At 46.9% G+C, this 15,957-nt stretch carries 21 protein-coding genes; 12 read left to right on the top strand and 9 right to left on the bottom strand.

Annotation, left to right across the window (positions count from 1 at the left end):
* Positions 1 to 13: 13 nt before the first annotated feature.
* Both FD28_RS03135 and FD28_RS03130 read right to left on the bottom strand, forming a co-directional pair.
* On the bottom strand, positions 14 to 589 hold the full coding sequence (locus FD28_RS03135) for an NAD(P)H-dependent oxidoreductase (protein WP_057732499.1): 576 nt from the start codon (positions 587 to 589) through the stop codon (positions 14 to 16).
* A 75-nt stretch (positions 590 to 664) separates the two neighbouring features.
* Positions 665 to 2,374: an MFS transporter gene (locus FD28_RS03130; protein WP_057732497.1), complete on the bottom strand. Its 1,710-nt coding sequence runs from the start codon at positions 2,372 to 2,374 to the stop codon at positions 665 to 667.
* A gap of 91 nt (positions 2,375 to 2,465) precedes the next feature.
* On the opposite strand from FD28_RS03130, the gene FD28_RS03125 reads away from it, so the two are divergent.
* Positions 2,466 to 3,005: a TetR/AcrR family transcriptional regulator gene (locus FD28_RS03125; protein ID WP_057732495.1), complete on the top strand. Its 540-nt coding sequence runs from the start codon at positions 2,466 to 2,468 to the stop codon at positions 3,003 to 3,005.
* Positions 3,006 to 3,246: 241 nt separating this feature from the next.
* Positions 3,247 to 3,993: an HAD hydrolase family protein gene (locus FD28_RS03120; RefSeq protein WP_057732494.1), complete on the top strand. Its 747-nt coding sequence runs from the start codon at positions 3,247 to 3,249 to the stop codon at positions 3,991 to 3,993.
* A gap of 31 nt (positions 3,994 to 4,024) precedes the next feature.
* On the opposite strand, the gene FD28_RS03115 is transcribed toward FD28_RS03120, so the two are convergent.
* A complete protein-coding gene (locus tag FD28_RS03115; protein ID WP_162255543.1) occupies positions 4,025 to 4,264 on the bottom strand; it encodes a MerR family DNA-binding protein in 240 nt (79 codons plus the stop codon).
* A 223-nt stretch (positions 4,265 to 4,487) separates the two neighbouring features.
* Here FD28_RS03115 and FD28_RS13555 point away from each other — a divergent pair, with 223 nt between their 5' ends.
* The gene (locus FD28_RS13555; RefSeq protein WP_338034525.1) at positions 4,488 to 4,682 is read left to right on the top strand and encodes a type II toxin-antitoxin system PemK/MazF family toxin; all 195 of its coding nucleotides are present in this window, start codon (positions 4,488 to 4,490) and stop codon (positions 4,680 to 4,682) included.
* Between the two features lie 258 nt (positions 4,683 to 4,940).
* Here the strand turns inward: FD28_RS13555 and FD28_RS03100 are convergent, their stop codons facing one another.
* Both FD28_RS03100 and FD28_RS03095 read right to left on the bottom strand, forming a co-directional pair.
* On the bottom strand, positions 4,941 to 6,233 hold the full coding sequence (locus tag FD28_RS03100) for a YhgE/Pip domain-containing protein (RefSeq protein ID WP_057732488.1): 1,293 nt from the start codon (positions 6,231 to 6,233) through the stop codon (positions 4,941 to 4,943).
* Between the two features lie 135 nt (positions 6,234 to 6,368).
* Positions 6,369 to 7,010, bottom strand: coding sequence for a TetR/AcrR family transcriptional regulator (locus FD28_RS03095; protein ID WP_057732487.1), 642 nt, complete (start codon positions 7,008 to 7,010; stop codon positions 6,369 to 6,371).
* 506 nt (positions 7,011 to 7,516) lie between these two features.
* On the opposite strand from FD28_RS03095, the gene FD28_RS03090 reads away from it, so the two are divergent.
* From FD28_RS03090 to FD28_RS03075, 4 genes are read left to right on the top strand one after another with little or no spacing between them, the layout of a single operon-like run.
* A complete protein-coding gene (locus tag FD28_RS03090; protein WP_057732485.1) occupies positions 7,517 to 8,404 on the top strand; it encodes an ABC transporter ATP-binding protein in 888 nt (295 codons plus the stop codon).
* Positions 8,394 to 9,146: an ABC transporter permease gene (locus FD28_RS03085; RefSeq protein WP_057732483.1), complete on the top strand. Its 753-nt coding sequence runs from the start codon at positions 8,394 to 8,396 to the stop codon at positions 9,144 to 9,146. The genes FD28_RS03090 and FD28_RS03085 overlap by 11 nt, the downstream gene beginning before the upstream one ends.
* Before the next feature lie 25 nt (positions 9,147 to 9,171).
* A complete protein-coding gene (locus FD28_RS03080; protein WP_057732481.1) occupies positions 9,172 to 9,936 on the top strand; it encodes an ABC transporter permease in 765 nt (254 codons plus the stop codon).
* 20 nt (positions 9,937 to 9,956) lie between these two features.
* Positions 9,957 to 10,328 carry a helix-turn-helix domain-containing protein gene (locus FD28_RS03075; protein WP_057732479.1) on the top strand — a complete coding sequence of 124 codons (372 nt, stop codon included), beginning with the start codon at positions 9,957 to 9,959 and terminating at the stop codon, positions 10,326 to 10,328.
* A gap of 71 nt (positions 10,329 to 10,399) precedes the next feature.
* Here the strand turns inward: FD28_RS03075 and FD28_RS03070 are convergent, their stop codons facing one another.
* Positions 10,400 to 11,098 (bottom strand): MBL fold metallo-hydrolase, encoded by a 699-nt coding sequence (locus tag FD28_RS03070; protein WP_057732477.1) that lies wholly within the window; start codon positions 11,096 to 11,098, stop codon positions 10,400 to 10,402.
* 185 nt (positions 11,099 to 11,283) lie between these two features.
* Between FD28_RS03070 and FD28_RS03065 the strand changes: the two genes are divergently transcribed.
* Positions 11,284 to 11,706: a MerR family transcriptional regulator gene (locus FD28_RS03065; protein WP_057732475.1), complete on the top strand. Its 423-nt coding sequence runs from the start codon at positions 11,284 to 11,286 to the stop codon at positions 11,704 to 11,706.
* 117 nt (positions 11,707 to 11,823) lie between these two features.
* Here FD28_RS03065 and FD28_RS03060 read toward each other — a convergent pair whose 3' ends face one another.
* Both FD28_RS03060 and FD28_RS03055 read right to left on the bottom strand, forming a co-directional pair.
* On the bottom strand, positions 11,824 to 12,084 hold the full coding sequence (locus FD28_RS03060) for a Txe/YoeB family addiction module toxin (RefSeq protein WP_057732473.1): 261 nt from the start codon (positions 12,082 to 12,084) through the stop codon (positions 11,824 to 11,826).
* The gene (locus tag FD28_RS03055) at positions 12,077 to 12,349 is read right to left on the bottom strand and encodes a type II toxin-antitoxin system Phd/YefM family antitoxin (RefSeq protein WP_057732471.1); all 273 of its coding nucleotides are present in this window, start codon (positions 12,347 to 12,349) and stop codon (positions 12,077 to 12,079) included. Before FD28_RS03055 ends, FD28_RS03060 begins: the two co-directional genes overlap by 8 nt.
* 376 nt (positions 12,350 to 12,725) lie before the next feature.
* Between FD28_RS03055 and FD28_RS03050 the strand changes: the two genes are divergently transcribed.
* From FD28_RS03050 to FD28_RS13180, 4 genes are all read left to right on the top strand, one after another.
* A complete protein-coding gene (locus tag FD28_RS03050; protein ID WP_057732469.1) occupies positions 12,726 to 13,544 on the top strand; it encodes a helix-turn-helix domain-containing protein in 819 nt (272 codons plus the stop codon).
* A 75-nt stretch (positions 13,545 to 13,619) separates the two neighbouring features.
* Positions 13,620 to 14,045, top strand: coding sequence for a hypothetical protein (locus FD28_RS03045; RefSeq protein WP_057732467.1), 426 nt, complete (start codon positions 13,620 to 13,622; stop codon positions 14,043 to 14,045).
* Positions 14,045 to 14,974, top strand: a complete 930-nt coding sequence (locus FD28_RS03040; RefSeq protein ID WP_057732465.1) for a quinone oxidoreductase family protein — start codon at positions 14,045 to 14,047, stop codon at positions 14,972 to 14,974. Before FD28_RS03045 ends, FD28_RS03040 begins: the two co-directional genes overlap by 1 nt.
* Positions 14,975 to 14,976: 2 nt before the next feature.
* Positions 14,977 to 15,114, top strand: coding sequence for a hypothetical protein (locus FD28_RS13180; protein ID WP_157059824.1), 138 nt, complete (start codon positions 14,977 to 14,979; stop codon positions 15,112 to 15,114).
* A gap of 191 nt (positions 15,115 to 15,305) precedes the next feature.
* On the opposite strand, the gene FD28_RS03035 is transcribed toward FD28_RS13180, so the two are convergent.
* On the bottom strand, positions 15,306 to 15,956 hold the full coding sequence (locus FD28_RS03035) for an endonuclease III domain-containing protein (RefSeq protein WP_057732462.1): 651 nt from the start codon (positions 15,954 to 15,956) through the stop codon (positions 15,306 to 15,308).
* Between the last annotated feature and the right edge of the window lies 1 nt (position 15,957).

Genomic DNA, 15,957 nt, shown 5'->3' with positions numbered 1-15,957 from the left:
AGGAACGCCCCCTTTAAAACTCATGTTGGACTTTCGCTAAATAATGACGACACTGACTAGCCGTTTTAACAGTGACCCCACCAAAATTCTGCCAAGAACGGGTCTTGATCCCCAGCTGCTTAAATGTCCCGTTCAAGAAAACCTTGCGAATGGCATCACCGCAGAATAGCTTTAGATACCAGGTCGGTGAGGTCGACGTGGTTAAAACCTGCACACTTTTTAACTGCGGCATATTTCCCCGAATCCCACGCTTGCCGGCGAAGTAAAACAGGTTCCGCTTAAATACCACGTCCACGAACCCCTTCACAATCGCTGGGACGTCATTCCACCAGATTGGACAAATAAAGATGAGCCGCTCGCAATGACGTAACTGTGTTTCATAGCTTTTAACCAACGGATCCAACGTTTTCCCTTGACGGTATAAATGGTATTCAGCAGCCGTATATTGGCCATTAAAGTGATCTGCGTACAGATCCAAGACGTTAAAAGAAATACCCTCTTGGATCAATTGGTTCTCCACAGCCAGCAAAATAGCATGATTCAAACTCGTTTCTTGCGGATGAGCGTACACAATGACCGTATTCGTCATCAGAAATTCCCCCCCTCGTCAATCTTTCTTCTTACCTATCAGGGCAGTTACTTCTAAAGAAGCGTGTCAACCAAGCTATTCAGCGTCCTTACTTAGATAATCATGTCGCTTTCTAAACAGAAAGACCGTCAATAATAGGATACCTGTAAATGGCATGGCCATTCGATACGGCCGCATAAAAGCTTGGGTCAGTTGGCGTTTGGTCTCATGCCCAATTGTCGCCACCTCGGTTGTCAGCAGCCGATTATCACGAGTCACCTGTTGCGTTACCGACTGGCTAACACGTTGATAAACGGCTTGTTTGACTGTGGCTGGGGCCTTCATGAGCTGATGCTGCTGTAAGGTTTGCTGATAGGTTGATTGAATCAATTTCCGGGTTTTAGCTTTGCCAATAAATGTGGTCCGTTCATGCTGAGGCGTTTGCTCTGTCGCTAATTGAGACTTAACCTGCGTTAACGTATCACTTTTTACTTTGGCGGTAACGGGTAACGCCGCAACGCTATTCTGTGAATACAGCCAAATGTTGGTCTTGGCAGTAACTAAGTTAGCAGATAACGCCGACACAAAGATAGCGACTGCTAAAGACGTCCCTATTTGCCGGAAAACCCCAATGACACTTTGTGATGCCGTTAATAGATTACCCGTAAACTTGCCAGCCGCTAATACCGTAATGGGCCCAATCACGACACCGTAACCCGTCCCAACTAACAATGCCGCTAAACAGACCTGCCAATAAATATTGGGATTCATCCAGCTCATCGCGACGTAACCCCCAATCATGGACAAGCTTCCCAGCGAAATAACCATGCGCGGACCCACTTTGCCCAAGATCCAACCACTAATCGGTGACCAGATAAAGATCATCAATGATGCCGGGGTAATCATCAGCGCGGCTAACAACTCTCCTTTATTTTGAACTTTAGTAAAGAAGCTCGGCATCAAGACTAACAAGGCGACTAGAAAGATGCCCGACATGATCGTGACAATAGCTGAACCGACAAACTGCTTGTCCTTAAATAGCGCTAAGGGCACCATCGGCTGTTGGACATGACTTTCGACCATAATAAAACGAATCAACGAAAGTACACTTAGCAGAATCAACCCCAAACATTGATAACTCGTCCAGCCCCAGTCATTTCCCTTAACTAAGAATAAGGTCAAACTAAACAGCATTGTCATGGACAAAATCGTCCCACCCATATCTAAATGTTCCTTTTGCTGATGGCTTTCGTGTCGATCAAATAGTCGCCAACAAAGCACTAATGATAGTAAGGCAAACGGTACATTGATCAAGAAGATTCCTCGCCAGCTAAAGAACTGTGTCACCACGCCGCCAATCGTCGGCCCCATTGCGGCAGCCAGACCTTGTGTCACGCCTAGTGTTGCGATGGCACTGGTTCTTTTCGCCAGCGGGACACTCTGAATTCCAATGGTCATACTTGCTGGAAAAACAATCGCTGCGCCCAAGCTTTGAATTCCGCGACCGACGATCAGCCAAGCCACACTGCCAGCCAATCCAGAAAACAGTGAACCCAATAAGAATAAGCTGAGCCCCAGCAGGTAGAAGCGCTGCCGACCATAAATATCCGCCAACCGGCCCAGCGGAATCGTTAACGTCGCAAATAGAATGGTATACAGGTTGAGCGCCCAGGATAATTGTTCTAGGCTGGTTGACAGGCCCGTTTGAATTGCCGGTAACGCAATGTTCATCACCGTTGTATCCAGAATACAGAGGAAAATCCCAATGGCCATTGTGCCAACTAACGCTGTGGTCTTTTTCATCATAAACTCCCCCTCTTCAAGCGTTATCGTTAGTTTATGCGCGTCGATCACGATAAACTAGATTTGGGTTACAGAAAGGGGGATGTTGTAACCGATGAATCCGCATGATCGTAAACAACAGAATTTAGAAACCATCTATCGTGCGTTGTTGGAGCTAATGATGGCTAAACCATTAGCGACGATTTCAATAACCGAGCTCTGCCAACGCGCGCACGTCTCGCGAACTTATTTTTACCGTCACTATCAAAACTTTGATCAAATTATTGCCGCCTACCAAACGCAGAATATGCTGCATTACTTACGACGATTACCCAGAACAGACCAGGTCACGCTCCCTGAGCTGATGACCCATTATTTTGAGCACACCAAAACAGAAGCTGAAACTTATCAGCTCCTGATCAAAAATAATAAGCTGGACGTTTTAGTTCAAACCTTCCAAACTGTTTTTAAACTACTCATCAAGCAGGACCGCATTGGCGGACACGGCCCTAATATCACCAATCCTTACTACCTCTTGTTTTTCTCGGGTGGCGTAATCAATATCGCTGCCAACTGGGTGAGCAATGGCTGTGTCGAATCCCCCCAATATCTGGGACAGATGATCGCTCACTTCGCATTAAGTCCTTCAAACTAGCAGGTAAGACAGATGAAGGCGACCACACAGAATGGTCGCCTTCATTTTTTTATTTATAAAATTCGTATGTAGCCGCACCACCTTTGATATGACGGCCAGTGTACGCTTCCTCATTCCGTGTGCTTTCGGTGCAGATTATGGTATGCTATCTCCAACCTATTTTCACCGCTTACCAAGAATAAAGTAATTTATAAAGCAGCCACGTTTATTTTAACTATACGATGAGGAGTCGGAATCTAATATGAATTATGTCTTTGATGTTGACGGTACGCTAAGCTTTAACGGCACAAGCATCTCAGCCGAGATTACAGCAGGTCTAAAAGTCTTAGAAAAACACGGTCATCACTTAATCTTTGCTTCCGCTCGTCCGATAAGGGATTTACTCCCCATTGTTCCTGAATTTCGGCACAATCTGCTAATTGGCGCGAATGGCGCTATCGTCTCACAGGCTGATACGATTAAGGTTATGACTCCAATCGCTATACCAGATAGGGATTATCTGAAAACCTTAATCACCCACTATAATTTAGAGTATGTGGTCGATGGCGATTGGAATTATGCCGCGCACGTTTCACCGGATAATTTGATCACAAAGCAACTCGATTCAGGCCATCTCGCCCATAACGTTCCCTTGGAACAGATCACAACAGCCATTAAAGTAATCCTCTTAGGGATGGCTGATCAACAGTTGGAAAAAATTGTGCGACTGGTCACTGACCATACGAACCTAGAACTTGTGCAGCACGTTGGCGAAGGTAACCTAGATCTGACTGCACAGAACATTAATAAGGCTAATACGTTAGCCTTATTAGGAATTCATGATTACATCGCCTTTGGTAACGATATGAATGACGTCAAGATGCTCTCACAGGCCGCCACTAGTTTTTGGGTGGACAGCAAGTCGGAGCTACTCGAACAAGCTGGATCTTTTGCTCGTACGATCGTAGCCCCTAATCAAGTTGCGGCGGTAATCCGTCAATTAGGCTAGTCACCGCAAGGCACCTTGGTTTCTGTCAAGCTTAGTGAGCATTATCCGATGATTCTGCTGTTTTCATCTGTTGGTATACTGCCATCTTATGATGAATGAAATCTAAATAATCCTGAGTCTGCTGGGCTTGTTGTTGCAATCTTTCTTCCTGAACTTTCAGTAAGTTCAGTCGCTCATCAATCGTTGTGTTTCCCTGCGCACGAAGCTGAGAATAACGTCGAATCTCGCGAATGGGCATACCCGTCTGCTTAAGCCGTTTAAGAAAGTCCACCCACTTCAAATCATCCTCATCGTAAACGCGGTGATTTCGTTGGTGCCATCATTCCCAGTGAGATTAAAGCCCAAGCTGGTGATAAATATAAGATTGTTAAAATCGGTGATACCCTTGTCCTGACCCCTATACGTGATGACTTGTTTTCTAATAAAAATGACTGAGTTGGGTTTCGCGATAGTATTTCTAAAACTGATCATGAATGGGATGAGGTAGATAACTAATGTACAATCCTGCACAGACAGACCTCGTTTACATCAATTTTGATCCGGCCGGTCATGAAATTCAAAAGCGCCGTCCCGGCCTGGTCGTCAGCAAAACAATCTTTAACCAGTTAACTGGATTCTGTCTGATTTGCCCGATTACCAGTACACAGCGGGCATTTGGCACGTACATCACGATTGAACAGCCACGGTAAATAAAAGGTGAAGTGGCTACTCATCAGATACGATCCATGGATTTCGAAAAAAGAGAATTACAATTCGTTGAAAAGTGTGATCCCGTCACTTGGGCACGAGTTATCGCAACCATTGATCAATTCATTTAAAACAAGGCTCCCAACGATCATTAATCGCTAGGGGCCTTATTTCTGTATCCTTGAGCGTGCCCTATGATGTCCTAATGCGTACAGGTCGAACCAGTAATCAGAGATTGGTTTGCTTATGCCAACATCTGATTAAACAACGGCCGGGTCTTTCCGGTGGGCATAAAAGTAGGCCAACGTCCCCGCGCTAAAAAGTCCGACCATTCCTACTAGAACCCAAATAATCCCGGTAATCGATCCTCCCAGTGAAATCGTATGTCGCAACCCGGTCATTGCCACGGTCATCGGCAAATAGGGATGCACGGCGCGGTAAAACGGATTGGTTAATTCAATGGGGTACGTGCCACCTGAAGCCCCAATCTGGAAAAGCATGAACATGAGCATGAGCCAAGCACCGGTTAGTCCAAACCATAGTCGGAAAAAGGTAACCAGGCTGAAGAACGCTAGGACAATCAGTAAGCTTAACAGATACGTCCTCCCCGGTTCTAATGGTCGTAATCCGATTACATACCGCACACTGAGCCACATGGCGTAAGCCGCTAACAGGACGAAACCCCAGAGAAAGCCCATTTTGTCTAACCACGCCCGGACAAAGTTGCGGTACTCGCCGTGACGTTGACGGGCATCATAGATAATGTTGAGTGTGATGCAGCCTACGAATAGTGAAATTGCCATAAAGTAAGGCGCCATACCAGTGCCGTTATTGGCAACTGAGACCACATTGTGCTGCACTAATTTTACCGGCATAGCCAACCGCCGTAGCTGATCTGGCTGACGGACTGTACTGAGCTGTTCACCACCACGCGTCAATCCTGCGCTAATTTTCTGCGTCGCCGCGGCAATCTGCGTGGCCGGTAAACCGGCCATACTGGCCTGACTCAACTGCCCGAGCTGCTTGGCCGTCACCGTCAACCGCTGACCCGCCTGGAGAGCTGCCTGCTGATTAACCTGCAATTCGGTCTGAATGGTCGTTTGGTTCAACTCGGCCTGTAGCTTCTGCATGGCCGTAGCGCCCATCTTTGAAGCCACCGTACTCTGGCCCGCATTGGTTTCATACGTCACCTTTAATTGCCGTGGCGCCGTTGCCAACTGACTTAGTTTCTTTGAAGCATTTGCCGGAACTTTTAAAACTAAAAATAATTGGCCTGACTTCAATTCACGTTGTGCCCGCCGTAACGTCATTCGTTGGAAATGTAATGTTTTACTAGCGACCAACTTTTTCGAGACAGGCTTCCCCCAGTCCAACGTCCGCGTTCCCTGGTCCTGATCGACCACCGCCATTGGCAAGCGGTGAAATTCGCCATAAGGATCCCAAACGGAGGCCAACAAGAGACTTGCGTAAAATAGTGGAACCACCAGAATTCCTAACAAAATTCGCCAAAGCGCCGGATGCTGCTTCAGATACAGCCATTCATGAGATTTCATTCTCATTTTCCCCCTTTTTCAGAAAGAATGAACGAATCATTCATTCGAATGCCACCCAGTTTAATCACACACAGCAGAAAGACAATTTTTACCGATTGTTTGGTGTAATTTGGGCTGGTTAGCTAATTAAGGGGCTTACTGATAACTCCGCCGCAACATGTCACGAACCACCGTCAGCATTTGCTCATCGTCATTGCGGGCCATCTCCGTTTCAAAACTGTCATAGCGTTTGTGAGCACACCACCAGAACACCAGGTCCACGATCACTATGCCGTTGCGCTGCGCATCCTCTACTTCTGGTTGGTGGTGCTGGATAAAGTCGCCCACCCGTTGATAGATGGCTTGGCGCTGTTGCCGATAGAGTGCTGTCAACGCTGGATTGGCGGTTGGATTATGCTCCAAGATTAAGAAGTAACGGCCGTACCTTTTAAAGGCCGTAAACAAATCCGCCAGTAGGCGATCAAAATCCGTTGTTTGCTGTCTTGCCAGTTGATGATTCCAGTCGGCATAAGCCGTCTCCGTTCGCCGGACCAACTCGCGGGGATCCATCGGTTGGATGGGATAAGTTGCTGAGGAAGCCCCCGTTTCTGTCGGCAAGGTCGTTAGAAAGACATAGTCTAGCAGGGCTTCTTTACCACTAAAAAGGCGATATAAGGTGCCGACCGCCACCTGCGCCCGCTGCGCAATCATTTGCATCTGCGTTTCGTGATAACCTGGTTGAATGAACAGTTCACTCGCTGCTGCATAAATCCGTTGCAACTTTTCTTCATCCGTCATTGCAGACCAACTCCTCTCAGTCTCCATTAAACCCTAAATGGTGGCGAAATACTGGCATCACCATGCCGATGCGATAGCAACTTTACAAACAAATATTTGTATGCTACAAAAAGGATAACTACGGGGGTATTGTAAAATAAGTGGTGTTCCACATTGTATACTACAAACATTTTTGGGCTACTCTTCTTCAAGGTTTTCCACAGAAACAAACTATGAGCAACCACTTATCCGTGACTACTTGTCCCCTCAAAAAAAGAAAATTGATGCTGGATTATTAAAACCAAAATAACCTTTGATCAATTCATTTAGAATGATTAAAACCAATGCAACTCTGATCAACGTTGCTATGACAACACTTATGCGTCCTTGCGAAACTAGTAGTTGCGCGAATTCTCCTCTCTTTTTGCGAAATGGCGGTCACCTATTGCTTGTAGGCAACTAGCAAATTGAACGACAGTAGAACTAGTCAAGACACACAAGTAATTTACGCTTAGGGGGAAAACGATATGCTCGTCGTTCAAAACGTCAATACTTATATTGGTCGCAAGCAAATCATCACAGATGCCAGTTTTAAGATTCATCCAGGAGATATCATTGGTCTAATTGGACCCAATGGCGCTGGCAAGACAACCCTGATGAAGACCATTCTGGGCCTTACTAAATTTGATGGTCAGATTCAGCTCAATCAGGTCTCGGTCACAGAAAATCAACACGCCGCATTAGCTCAGGTTGGGGCCTTGATTGAGCACCCTGCAATCTACCCCTTCTTAACCGGCCAACAGAATTTAGCCCTGTATGCGCACGACTCAGCAGCTTGTCAACGTCTCATCTCCGAGCTAAACATGACGACCTATATTCACGACCAAGCCAAGGGGTACTCCTTGGGCATGAAACAGAAACTAGGCATTGCCATTGCTCTCTTAAATAACCCGCAACTCGTCATTCTTGATGAACCGATGAATGGCCTCGACGTCGAAGCAACGATTGGTGTTCGCCAGCTGATTCGCCAATACGCGGCCCAAGGAACAGCTTTTCTAATTTCCAGTCATATTTTGAGTGAGCTGCAAAAGGTCATGACCCAAGTCATTCTCATCAATCACGGCCGAATCATCGTTAATCAGTCCACCGCAGAGTTTGAACGCCTGCATCATCAAGCTTATCAGTTACGCACAGAAGATTCTCAGCTAACTGTAGAAAGCTTAGCGAAGAACCAGATTCATTACGTTTTAGATGGTGACACCTTTCAGGTTAATTCCGAGAATATCTTTGAAATTCAAGACATTCTTACCGCACAACACGTGCACCTGAAAGAATTAGCACCAATTTCTAGCAATTTTGAGCAAATGGTCGTTCATCTTTTGAACCAGCAACGAGGTGACCATCATGATAACTAGCTTGCGCGCAGAACTGTTTAAGTTTAGTCATCAAAAATCGGTCGCAGCCGGCATTCTCGTACTGATTATCTTGATGACCTACAGCGTCTTAACGACGAAAACGAATACGACCCAAGTCATTTTCGAGTTTGGGGCCGTTCAATGGATTCCGATTATTATGATTGCCATTGGCTCAACCTTTTGGGCCATGGAATATCAAAACCGGACGATCTTGATTCTGCTCTATAAAAATACAAGCCGCTGGCAAATCTACTTAGCAAAATTGGTGATTGTTTGGCTATACAGCATCGTCTTGACGCTCATCGCCACACTTTTGACGATTGTTTTTAAATCTTTTCTTGTCAGAACACCGTGGTCCGCATTAATCATCAATCATCAGACGCAACTTGATTTGCTCATGGGTAATGTCATGGGCACACTGATCTATGCGCTATTCATCGTGACCCTGTCGTTCATGCTGATTATGCTGCTGAAACTCAACGCCGCAGTGATTGGGGTGGGACTCGCGTTAGGCTTTCTTGGTGCTGGCATTTCAGTCGCACTCATGAAAACTTTTACGTCTTTAATCCCCATTCTACGCTGGAACCCACTAAATATGATTTTCGTCACCCAGCAACTGGCCAACCCACCGTACGCGGCCGTCTCGCACTTAAGTTCACTCGAAATCATCGGGGGCAATTTGATTTACGCCGCCATTTTTATCTTTTTAGGTTATGCCTTATTTAAGAATCGGCGCAGCTAATCTAGCTAAGGAGAGGACATTTAAAATGGCTTTTAGTCTTTATCAAGAATTCTATAAACTTAATCATCGGAAACTCACTTGGCTGGCACCGCTCGTCTTACTCATCCTCATGATTTTAACCGGTCTATCAATTGGGTATAATGAGAGTAAGCTGCTTATGGCAACCTGCTATAATGCCCCAGACTGGATAATGCTCATCCTGGTCGTCGTTGGGGCCACGACCTTTTCCATGGAGTTCCAGAACAACGCGATTCTCACGTTGCTCTATAAGTCACCTAATAAGGCGCTAGTCTATTTATCAAAGTATATCGTTATTCTGGTTTATAACCTCTGGCTACACCTGCTTGCCATGCTATTTACGTTGGGACTTCATACAATTCCCATGAATCAGTCGGTGTCCTGGTCCGCCATTTACCTGTACCAACAACCACTTTGGGAAAACATGCTGAAAACCGTTGCAGTTGATGTACTCACGACAACTTTTATTATCAGTCTAATCTTTCTGCTCTCTTGTCTAATTAACAGCAATGCCGTCGTCATTAGCGTCAGTCTACTGATGGTGTTCATGGGGCAGTTTGTCTCTGCCAACTTGTTAAACGCTGAAAAGTTCACGCAAATTCTGCGTTGGAACCCGTTTAACATGACGAATCTAACTCGCCAGTACTATAACTACACCACCTACTTCGATACCAGCCACCTCCTTAATCAGCAATTGCTACAGGGAACCCTCAGTTACACGTTGCTCTTCATCGTCGTTGGCTACCTTATTTTTAGAAAAAAACGTTTTTAACCATTCAGGAGGATGCAACCATGAATAAGTTTCCCGCACAACTCAAAAAGATTCGTAACGAACAAAACACTACGCAAGACGACCTGGCGAGCCAGCTTTTCGTCACGCGCCAGGCCATTTCAAAATGGGAGTCCGGCGATTCAACCCCGGACTTGAACAACTTAATTAAGCTAACGGATATCTTCAACGTCAGTCTAGATACTCTGGTCTTTGGCGCTGAACACGAGACTAAGGTTGATCCAACTGAATTCGTTTTCGACCCCAAACACAACCGCTATGTTCGCCGCCTTGGTAAGATGAACTTCTGGGACTTCTTGGCTGGCTATTGGTGGGCAGTCCTTGCAATTGTTTTCGTGATTGGCTTCTTTTCCCTTTTCTGGTCCGGTCAGTAGCCATATATTGGGAAAGCAGCGGCTCTCAACGGCTGGAGTTAGTCGTTGAGAGCCACTGCTTTCTTTCGTGATTATCTTTTTTTAGCCCGACTAATTGCCGTGTCCATCTGCCGATTTGCCCGTTGAATAACCTTACCGTGACCGACCATTAAATACTGAATCGGCAACTGATTCAACCGTTCAGCACTCTTAATCGCCGTTGATAAGCTCCAAGTCGCTGCCGCAGAAAAGGGAAACCGCCACCGCTTATCGCCGGCCACTGCCAGTCCACCCTGCACCACGAACGCGTCACCCGCCAATAATGATTGTGAACTCGCCTGATAAAAGGCCATAGAACCTGGCGTGTGACCGGGTGCCAGGTAAGCCGTCAACGAGCCAACGTGATCGCCCGCAGTCAGTAGTTTATCTGGCTTGGTTTCAACTTGAATCGTCCCACCCTTAATTTCCGTTTGATCTTCCGGCGCTTCTAAACTTAAGTCGCCGGCGAGTAATTTGGCATCACGCGTAGAGATGTAAACACACGCTTGTGGAAACGCCGCTTTGACTGCATCTAATGATCCCACGTGGTCGACGTGCGCGTGGGTCAGTAAGATTCGGGTCAGTGGTTTTTTTAGCCGTTTGATGGCCTTTAAAATACCTTTCGTACAAAATGACATGCCTGTATCGACCAGTGTTAGGTCCGCGCCCTCATCAACTAAATAGCAGTTAATTGGAAAAAGATGTGGCAAAAAAGGCAGCTGATAAATCTGATCAAAGCGTCTCATTCTCATAAGAATTCCCCCTTCAACACCGAGGTTCCCTCGATTGCCCCTACCTTAACATGGGGGTATACACCCAGCTCAAGGACTTTTCGCATCAATTGTCCACTTCTTGGTCTAACTAACGAGACGTGTGGTAAACATTCTATCTGCTATCACATGCTATACTTGACTCACTATTAAAGGAGGCCCACCTGATGAATACCACTGAATTTTGTCAGCGTGCCCACACAACGCGTGATACCCTGCGATTCTACGATACCCTTGGCATTCTGACACCTAAACGATTGCCAAACAACTACCGTGATTATACGACAGACGATTTAAATAAATATCAGATCATTCAAAATCTCAAAACGGCCGGGATTTCCCTCACTGAGATTGCCCAAATTCTTACCTTACGAACTCAGCCAGTAACAACGGCTTGCCGTGATGACGTGCTTGCCATTATTCAGAGAAACGCCGCCGACTTTGCGAAGCAACAGCAGTTCTACACGCAATTATTACAGATTACGAATCAGATGCGTACGGTATTACAGTCCAACCACCAAGAACAACTGGCTAGTTTGATTGAGCAGCTTGGCCGGGTTGGTGAGTCAACTGCTTCTGCTCACCCGTGATTGCTGCATTAAAAGACAAGGCACCTGACAAAAACAGTGTGATTCAGTCCGTTGGGGATGAATCACGCTGTTTTTAATTGATCTATTCACTGTTTACACGATCAGTTTGAGCTACGCCTATTTCGCATAGTGCGTGCGACAAGCCAAAATTGTAATAACCTTATCCGTCACACCATAAACCAATCGATCCTTTTCATTGACTCGTCGAGACCAATAGCCAGTCAAATTGCCATGTAACGGTTCTGGCTTACCAATCTCATTGAATGGCGTCCGGGAGACGTCTCTTAACAACAAGTTAACCCGCTTCAACGATCGTTTATCATTCTTCAGTAGCCATAAATAATCTTGCCAAACATTTTCGGTAAACATGCTATTCATCGTCAGGCTGACTCACTTTCAGCAGTTTATGTTGGACAACCTGACCACGCTTTGCCTGCACCAACGAGTCTTGTAACCACTCCCGGTTGGCTGGGTTTTCCAACACGTAGCGATTCTCTAACATATTATTATATTCTTTCTCAGAGATCAGTACGGCATTCTGGCAGTTCTTACGTGTAATCGTAATGGGTTCATAATCCCTCGTTGCTTTATCCATGTACTTTTTCAAATCTTTGCGAAAATCAGAATACGTCGTTGTTTCCATCAACGTCAGCCTTTCTGTACTTGGCTTTGTACGAAATGTTTTTGCACTCGTAATGTACCTTACTAAGTACAAAAAAACAAATCATCCGCACCTATCGGTAATCTAAGCACGATCATATTTTCACCAAAGATCGTAACCACTGACAGTCACTCCCAGAAATAATCAGTAACAAAAAGAGCAAAATGAAATCACCGATAAAAAATAGGTGCATTTCATTTTAACTCGGGGTATGCTCTAACCATGTTGCGTGTTCAGATATCAAACGGCAAGCTAGATGACCAATTGAACAAGAACTGCCAACCACAGCTATTGATTTGAGAGAGCCATGTTTGTCGCCCTAATTTGAATAGCTAATTTTTAAGGAGGCCTACCCTAAATGTCACTCGGCACCACACTCAAACAAGTTCGTCAACAGCAAGGTCACTCCCAAAAGGACGTAGCGGCTGGGATCTGCGCGCAGTCCATGCTGTCCGCTATTGAAAATGATCACTACACGCCCAACGCCAGACTTCTACTCGCGCTCTGCCAACGACTAGCCATCTCCCTTGACGAGATTAGTCTGGCCAATGACTTTGCCATTAGTGGGGATGACACGTTGAACGCCCACATGCAGCAGCTGTGCGACCAGCACCGTTATCAAGCGCTTAACGCCTTTTTACAATTACCCAGCACACTAGCCGCCGTGACCACTGATCAGCAGACCCAGGCCTACTACTATTATCTAGGGGTCGCCCAAATACACTTGGCCGAACATCGAGGTGAAGCCGAGCAGAATCTCAGATTTGCCACCAACTTGGGTACGGATAAAATACCAACGACCTTAACGCGCCTGGCACTTGCCTCGCTAGCGACCGTGAAAGCACAACAGCATCACGATCACGATGCCATACGACTGGTCACCGCTGCCCTGACTGGCCTCACGGCGATCACTTATGAAGAGAATACCAATATTATTTTCTACTTAGCCGCTTTGACGGCATACTTTCTCCACGACGGTCAACTGGCAACGCAACGCCTCCTGACTGGAATCGCCTACATCACCGACCACAACTCCCACTACATGTTAGCCAACAGCTACCGTTTACTCGCAGAGATTGCCGAACAGGCCGGTCGGGCAAACGAGGCCCAGGTTGCCCAGCAGAAACAACAATTCCTAACCGACCTCTTTCATGAAAAAGTTCCCGATCAATTTTGAGTATCAGTATTCTGATTTTCCCGCAAGTCCCTATTCCGTTAAAGTAAGGCCATCCAATAAGAGGAGGCCTTTTTTATGTCAGATCTTTTATTCACCAATACCGCTGTCACCCATGCCACCATTGCCCGCATTCAAACCATTCTCGCACACCCGGAGAATCTCCCCTTGTGGGACGGCGAAATTATCACCGTTACCGCCACACCACTCGGTTTTGAGATTAGTCGCCAAGCGCCAGCGCTAAATACCACGGAGGAGCTCATCACTTCAATGACCGCCAATCACATCAGTTATCACAGTCACGGCGGTCGGCTGGCCTACCAGCTGGACTTTTCATTCACTGCCACAGACGCATTGACCACCATCACGGAAACACTCAGAACTTCAGGCGATGACTTGCCAGTCCCCATCAAATTGCTGGTGCCGATTGCGAAACAAGCTTTCGCGCAGAAACTCCAGTCACTCGTTGCCTTGGCGGAATCGGATCAGGAGGTGACGGTCTAATGCAAGCCATTATCCAAGATAGCTATCAGGGTATAGATGCCTTGAAGCTCCTGCCACGCGCCTTGCCCGCGCTCACCCCGCTCGGCGTTCGTGTTGAAACCCGCTACACACCCGTGATGCCTTATGACGTGCTCACGGAAACGGGACAGTTAAAACAACAGCGTCCCGTTAGGCTTCCCATCGTGGTGGGTTACGGCTTCGGGGGCATCGTCCGTGAAGTCGGCCAGCTCCGTCACACCCAGCTCCTGAATCATGCCGTCATCGGGGTTCACCCCGCCGGCAGTCATCAGGAACAACTCCTTTCAACGTTTCCCCCTTTGCTCCTGCCAGTTCCCGAGGGCGTTTCTCTGGCGGCAGCTACCACCCTCATCGGTGGTGGGGATGCTGCTTACTTGGCGCTTAAGAAAAGTCGCCTTCATGCTGGAGAGACCGTCTTGATTACTGGGGCTAGTGGAAGTGTTGGCACCTATCTCATCCAGCTCCTTCGTCTGGCAGATATTCACACGATTGCCGTGGGCCATTCGAGTCGCCGTGATTTACTGCGTCATTTGGGCGCTGAGCAAGTCGTCGTCTATGATCAGTCTCTAACCGCTCAGCTGCCTTCATCCACCGCTGTCAATCAGGTGATCGACTTAGCCGGCTCACCACAATTACTCGATCAGCTAACCGAGTTACTTGGTGCCGTGCCTATCCTGTCACTAGCACTACCGACCTACCACGCACGGTTACCGCAACAGGCCTTTACTTTTGTCAGCGGGGCTATCATGCCCAAAGACTACCGATGGTTGCTCCAACAATTGGCCCAGGGGACGCTGCAAGCGATGATTCAAGAACGCTTGCCTTTCACGGCCGTTAAACTTGCCCAGCACCGCTTACAGGAACAACATGCGGCTGGGCGTATCCTACTCACCTACAATCAGGAGGCTTAATCATGTTTCTACTCACGACGAATTGGAATCACTTACTGCCACAACTGCTCTCCCTTTGGTTGATTGGCTGGGGACTTCGTGCCTTACTGGTTGGCCTCATTCTGGGAAGTTTAATCTGGCTTTACAAACGCACCAAGTAAACCTATTCAAAAAGACAGCGACGTTCTGAGAAATTCTCTGATGTCGCTGTCTCTTTTATTTTCATTCAAGGATGAAGTTGCTTACCATCACTAGCCGCCTAGCAACCAGAAACTGCCATTGCACTAACCAGTGGCTGAACCTAAGCTACAATTGACTGCTTCTCAAGTCCCATGAACAGGCCTCGTGGAATCTACAATTCAGCTTCGTTTTCCTCATTCAGCCGATCACAAGCAATGATCAACTGGCAGACTTCTTTCTCCGGCGCCAACTTCATCGAGTACTTGCGACCATACTCGATCATCGTGTGATGTGCCTGATGGAGTTCCGTCGGTTCTAGGACCCCGACAATTTTATTCTCCACTTGTAAGGGTGACGCCGACTGTGGAACAAAGTGTAGGCGTTTAGAAATGGCCGAGACGTGCGTATCCACCGCAAAGGTATTTTGTTCAAAGACATCACTCAGCACCACGTTAGCGGTCTTGCGGCCGGCCCCCGGTAGTGCCATAATTCCCTTGCGATCGGTGGGAACCACGTCATTCAGTTCTTCGTGAACGATTCGGGCCGTCTTAATGATATTTTTAGCCTTGTTGTGAAAGAGTCCCACACTCCGGATAATGTCCTCAACGTCCGTCACATTGGCAGCCATGAGATCTTTAGGTTCCGGATACTTCTCAAATAAAATCGGTGTCACTTTATTGACGGAAACATCCGTTGCTTGCGCGCTTAAGATCACCGATACCAAGAACTGAAATGGCGTCCTGGCATCCAGTGAAGGGCCAACTGGGCCAATATCTGCCTCCATTTGATGAATGGCCCAGACAATCTGATCGTCTTTTAACATA

Origin of the sequence: Levilactobacillus hammesii DSM 16381, assembly GCF_001434395.1 — a bacterium.
GTDB classification, from domain to species: domain Bacteria; phylum Bacillota; class Bacilli; order Lactobacillales; family Lactobacillaceae; genus Levilactobacillus; species Levilactobacillus hammesii.
The sequence above is the reverse complement of the archived record's forward strand: the minus strand, read 5'-3'. Positions and strand labels throughout refer to the sequence as shown.

Coding starts and splice junctions, on each gene's coding strand:
- FD28_RS03135 (WP_057732499.1), bottom strand. CDS start 589: ATGACGAATACGGTCATTGTGTACGCTCATCCGCAAGAAACGAGTTTG.
- FD28_RS03075 (WP_057732479.1), top strand. CDS start 9,957: ATGAATAAGTTTCCCGCACAACTCAAAAAGATTCGTAACGAACAAAAC.
- FD28_RS03065 (WP_057732475.1), top strand. CDS start 11,284: ATGAATACCACTGAATTTTGTCAGCGTGCCCACACAACGCGTGATACC.
- FD28_RS03080 (WP_057732481.1), top strand. CDS start 9,172: ATGGCTTTTAGTCTTTATCAAGAATTCTATAAACTTAATCATCGGAAA.
- FD28_RS03090 (WP_057732485.1), top strand. CDS start 7,517: ATGCTCGTCGTTCAAAACGTCAATACTTATATTGGTCGCAAGCAAATC.
- FD28_RS13555 (WP_338034525.1), top strand. CDS start 4,488: ATGTACAATCCTGCACAGACAGACCTCGTTTACATCAATTTTGATCCG.
- FD28_RS03095 (WP_057732487.1), bottom strand. CDS start 7,010: ATGACGGATGAAGAAAAGTTGCAACGGATTTATGCAGCAGCGAGTGAA.
- FD28_RS03130 (WP_057732497.1), bottom strand. CDS start 2,374: ATGATGAAAAAGACCACAGCGTTAGTTGGCACAATGGCCATTGGGATT.
- FD28_RS03085 (WP_057732483.1), top strand. CDS start 8,394: ATGATAACTAGCTTGCGCGCAGAACTGTTTAAGTTTAGTCATCAAAAA.
- FD28_RS03035 (WP_057732462.1), bottom strand. CDS start 15,956: ATGTTAAAAGACGATCAGATTGTCTGGGCCATTCATCAAATGGAGGCA.
- FD28_RS03045 (WP_057732467.1), top strand. CDS start 13,620: ATGTCAGATCTTTTATTCACCAATACCGCTGTCACCCATGCCACCATT.
- FD28_RS03055 (WP_057732471.1), bottom strand. CDS start 12,349: ATGGAAACAACGACGTATTCTGATTTTCGCAAAGATTTGAAAAAGTAC.
- FD28_RS03050 (WP_057732469.1), top strand. CDS start 12,726: ATGTCACTCGGCACCACACTCAAACAAGTTCGTCAACAGCAAGGTCAC.
- FD28_RS03125 (WP_057732495.1), top strand. CDS start 2,466: ATGAATCCGCATGATCGTAAACAACAGAATTTAGAAACCATCTATCGT.
- FD28_RS03070 (WP_057732477.1), bottom strand. CDS start 11,098: ATGAGAATGAGACGCTTTGATCAGATTTATCAGCTGCCTTTTTTGCCA.
- FD28_RS13180 (WP_157059824.1), top strand. CDS start 14,977: ATGTTTCTACTCACGACGAATTGGAATCACTTACTGCCACAACTGCTC.
- FD28_RS03060 (WP_057732473.1), bottom strand. CDS start 12,084: ATGAATAGCATGTTTACCGAAAATGTTTGGCAAGATTATTTATGGCTA.
- FD28_RS03120 (WP_057732494.1), top strand. CDS start 3,247: ATGAATTATGTCTTTGATGTTGACGGTACGCTAAGCTTTAACGGCACA.
- FD28_RS03100 (WP_057732488.1), bottom strand. CDS start 6,233: ATGAAATCTCATGAATGGCTGTATCTGAAGCAGCATCCGGCGCTTTGG.
- FD28_RS03040 (WP_057732465.1), top strand. CDS start 14,045: ATGCAAGCCATTATCCAAGATAGCTATCAGGGTATAGATGCCTTGAAG.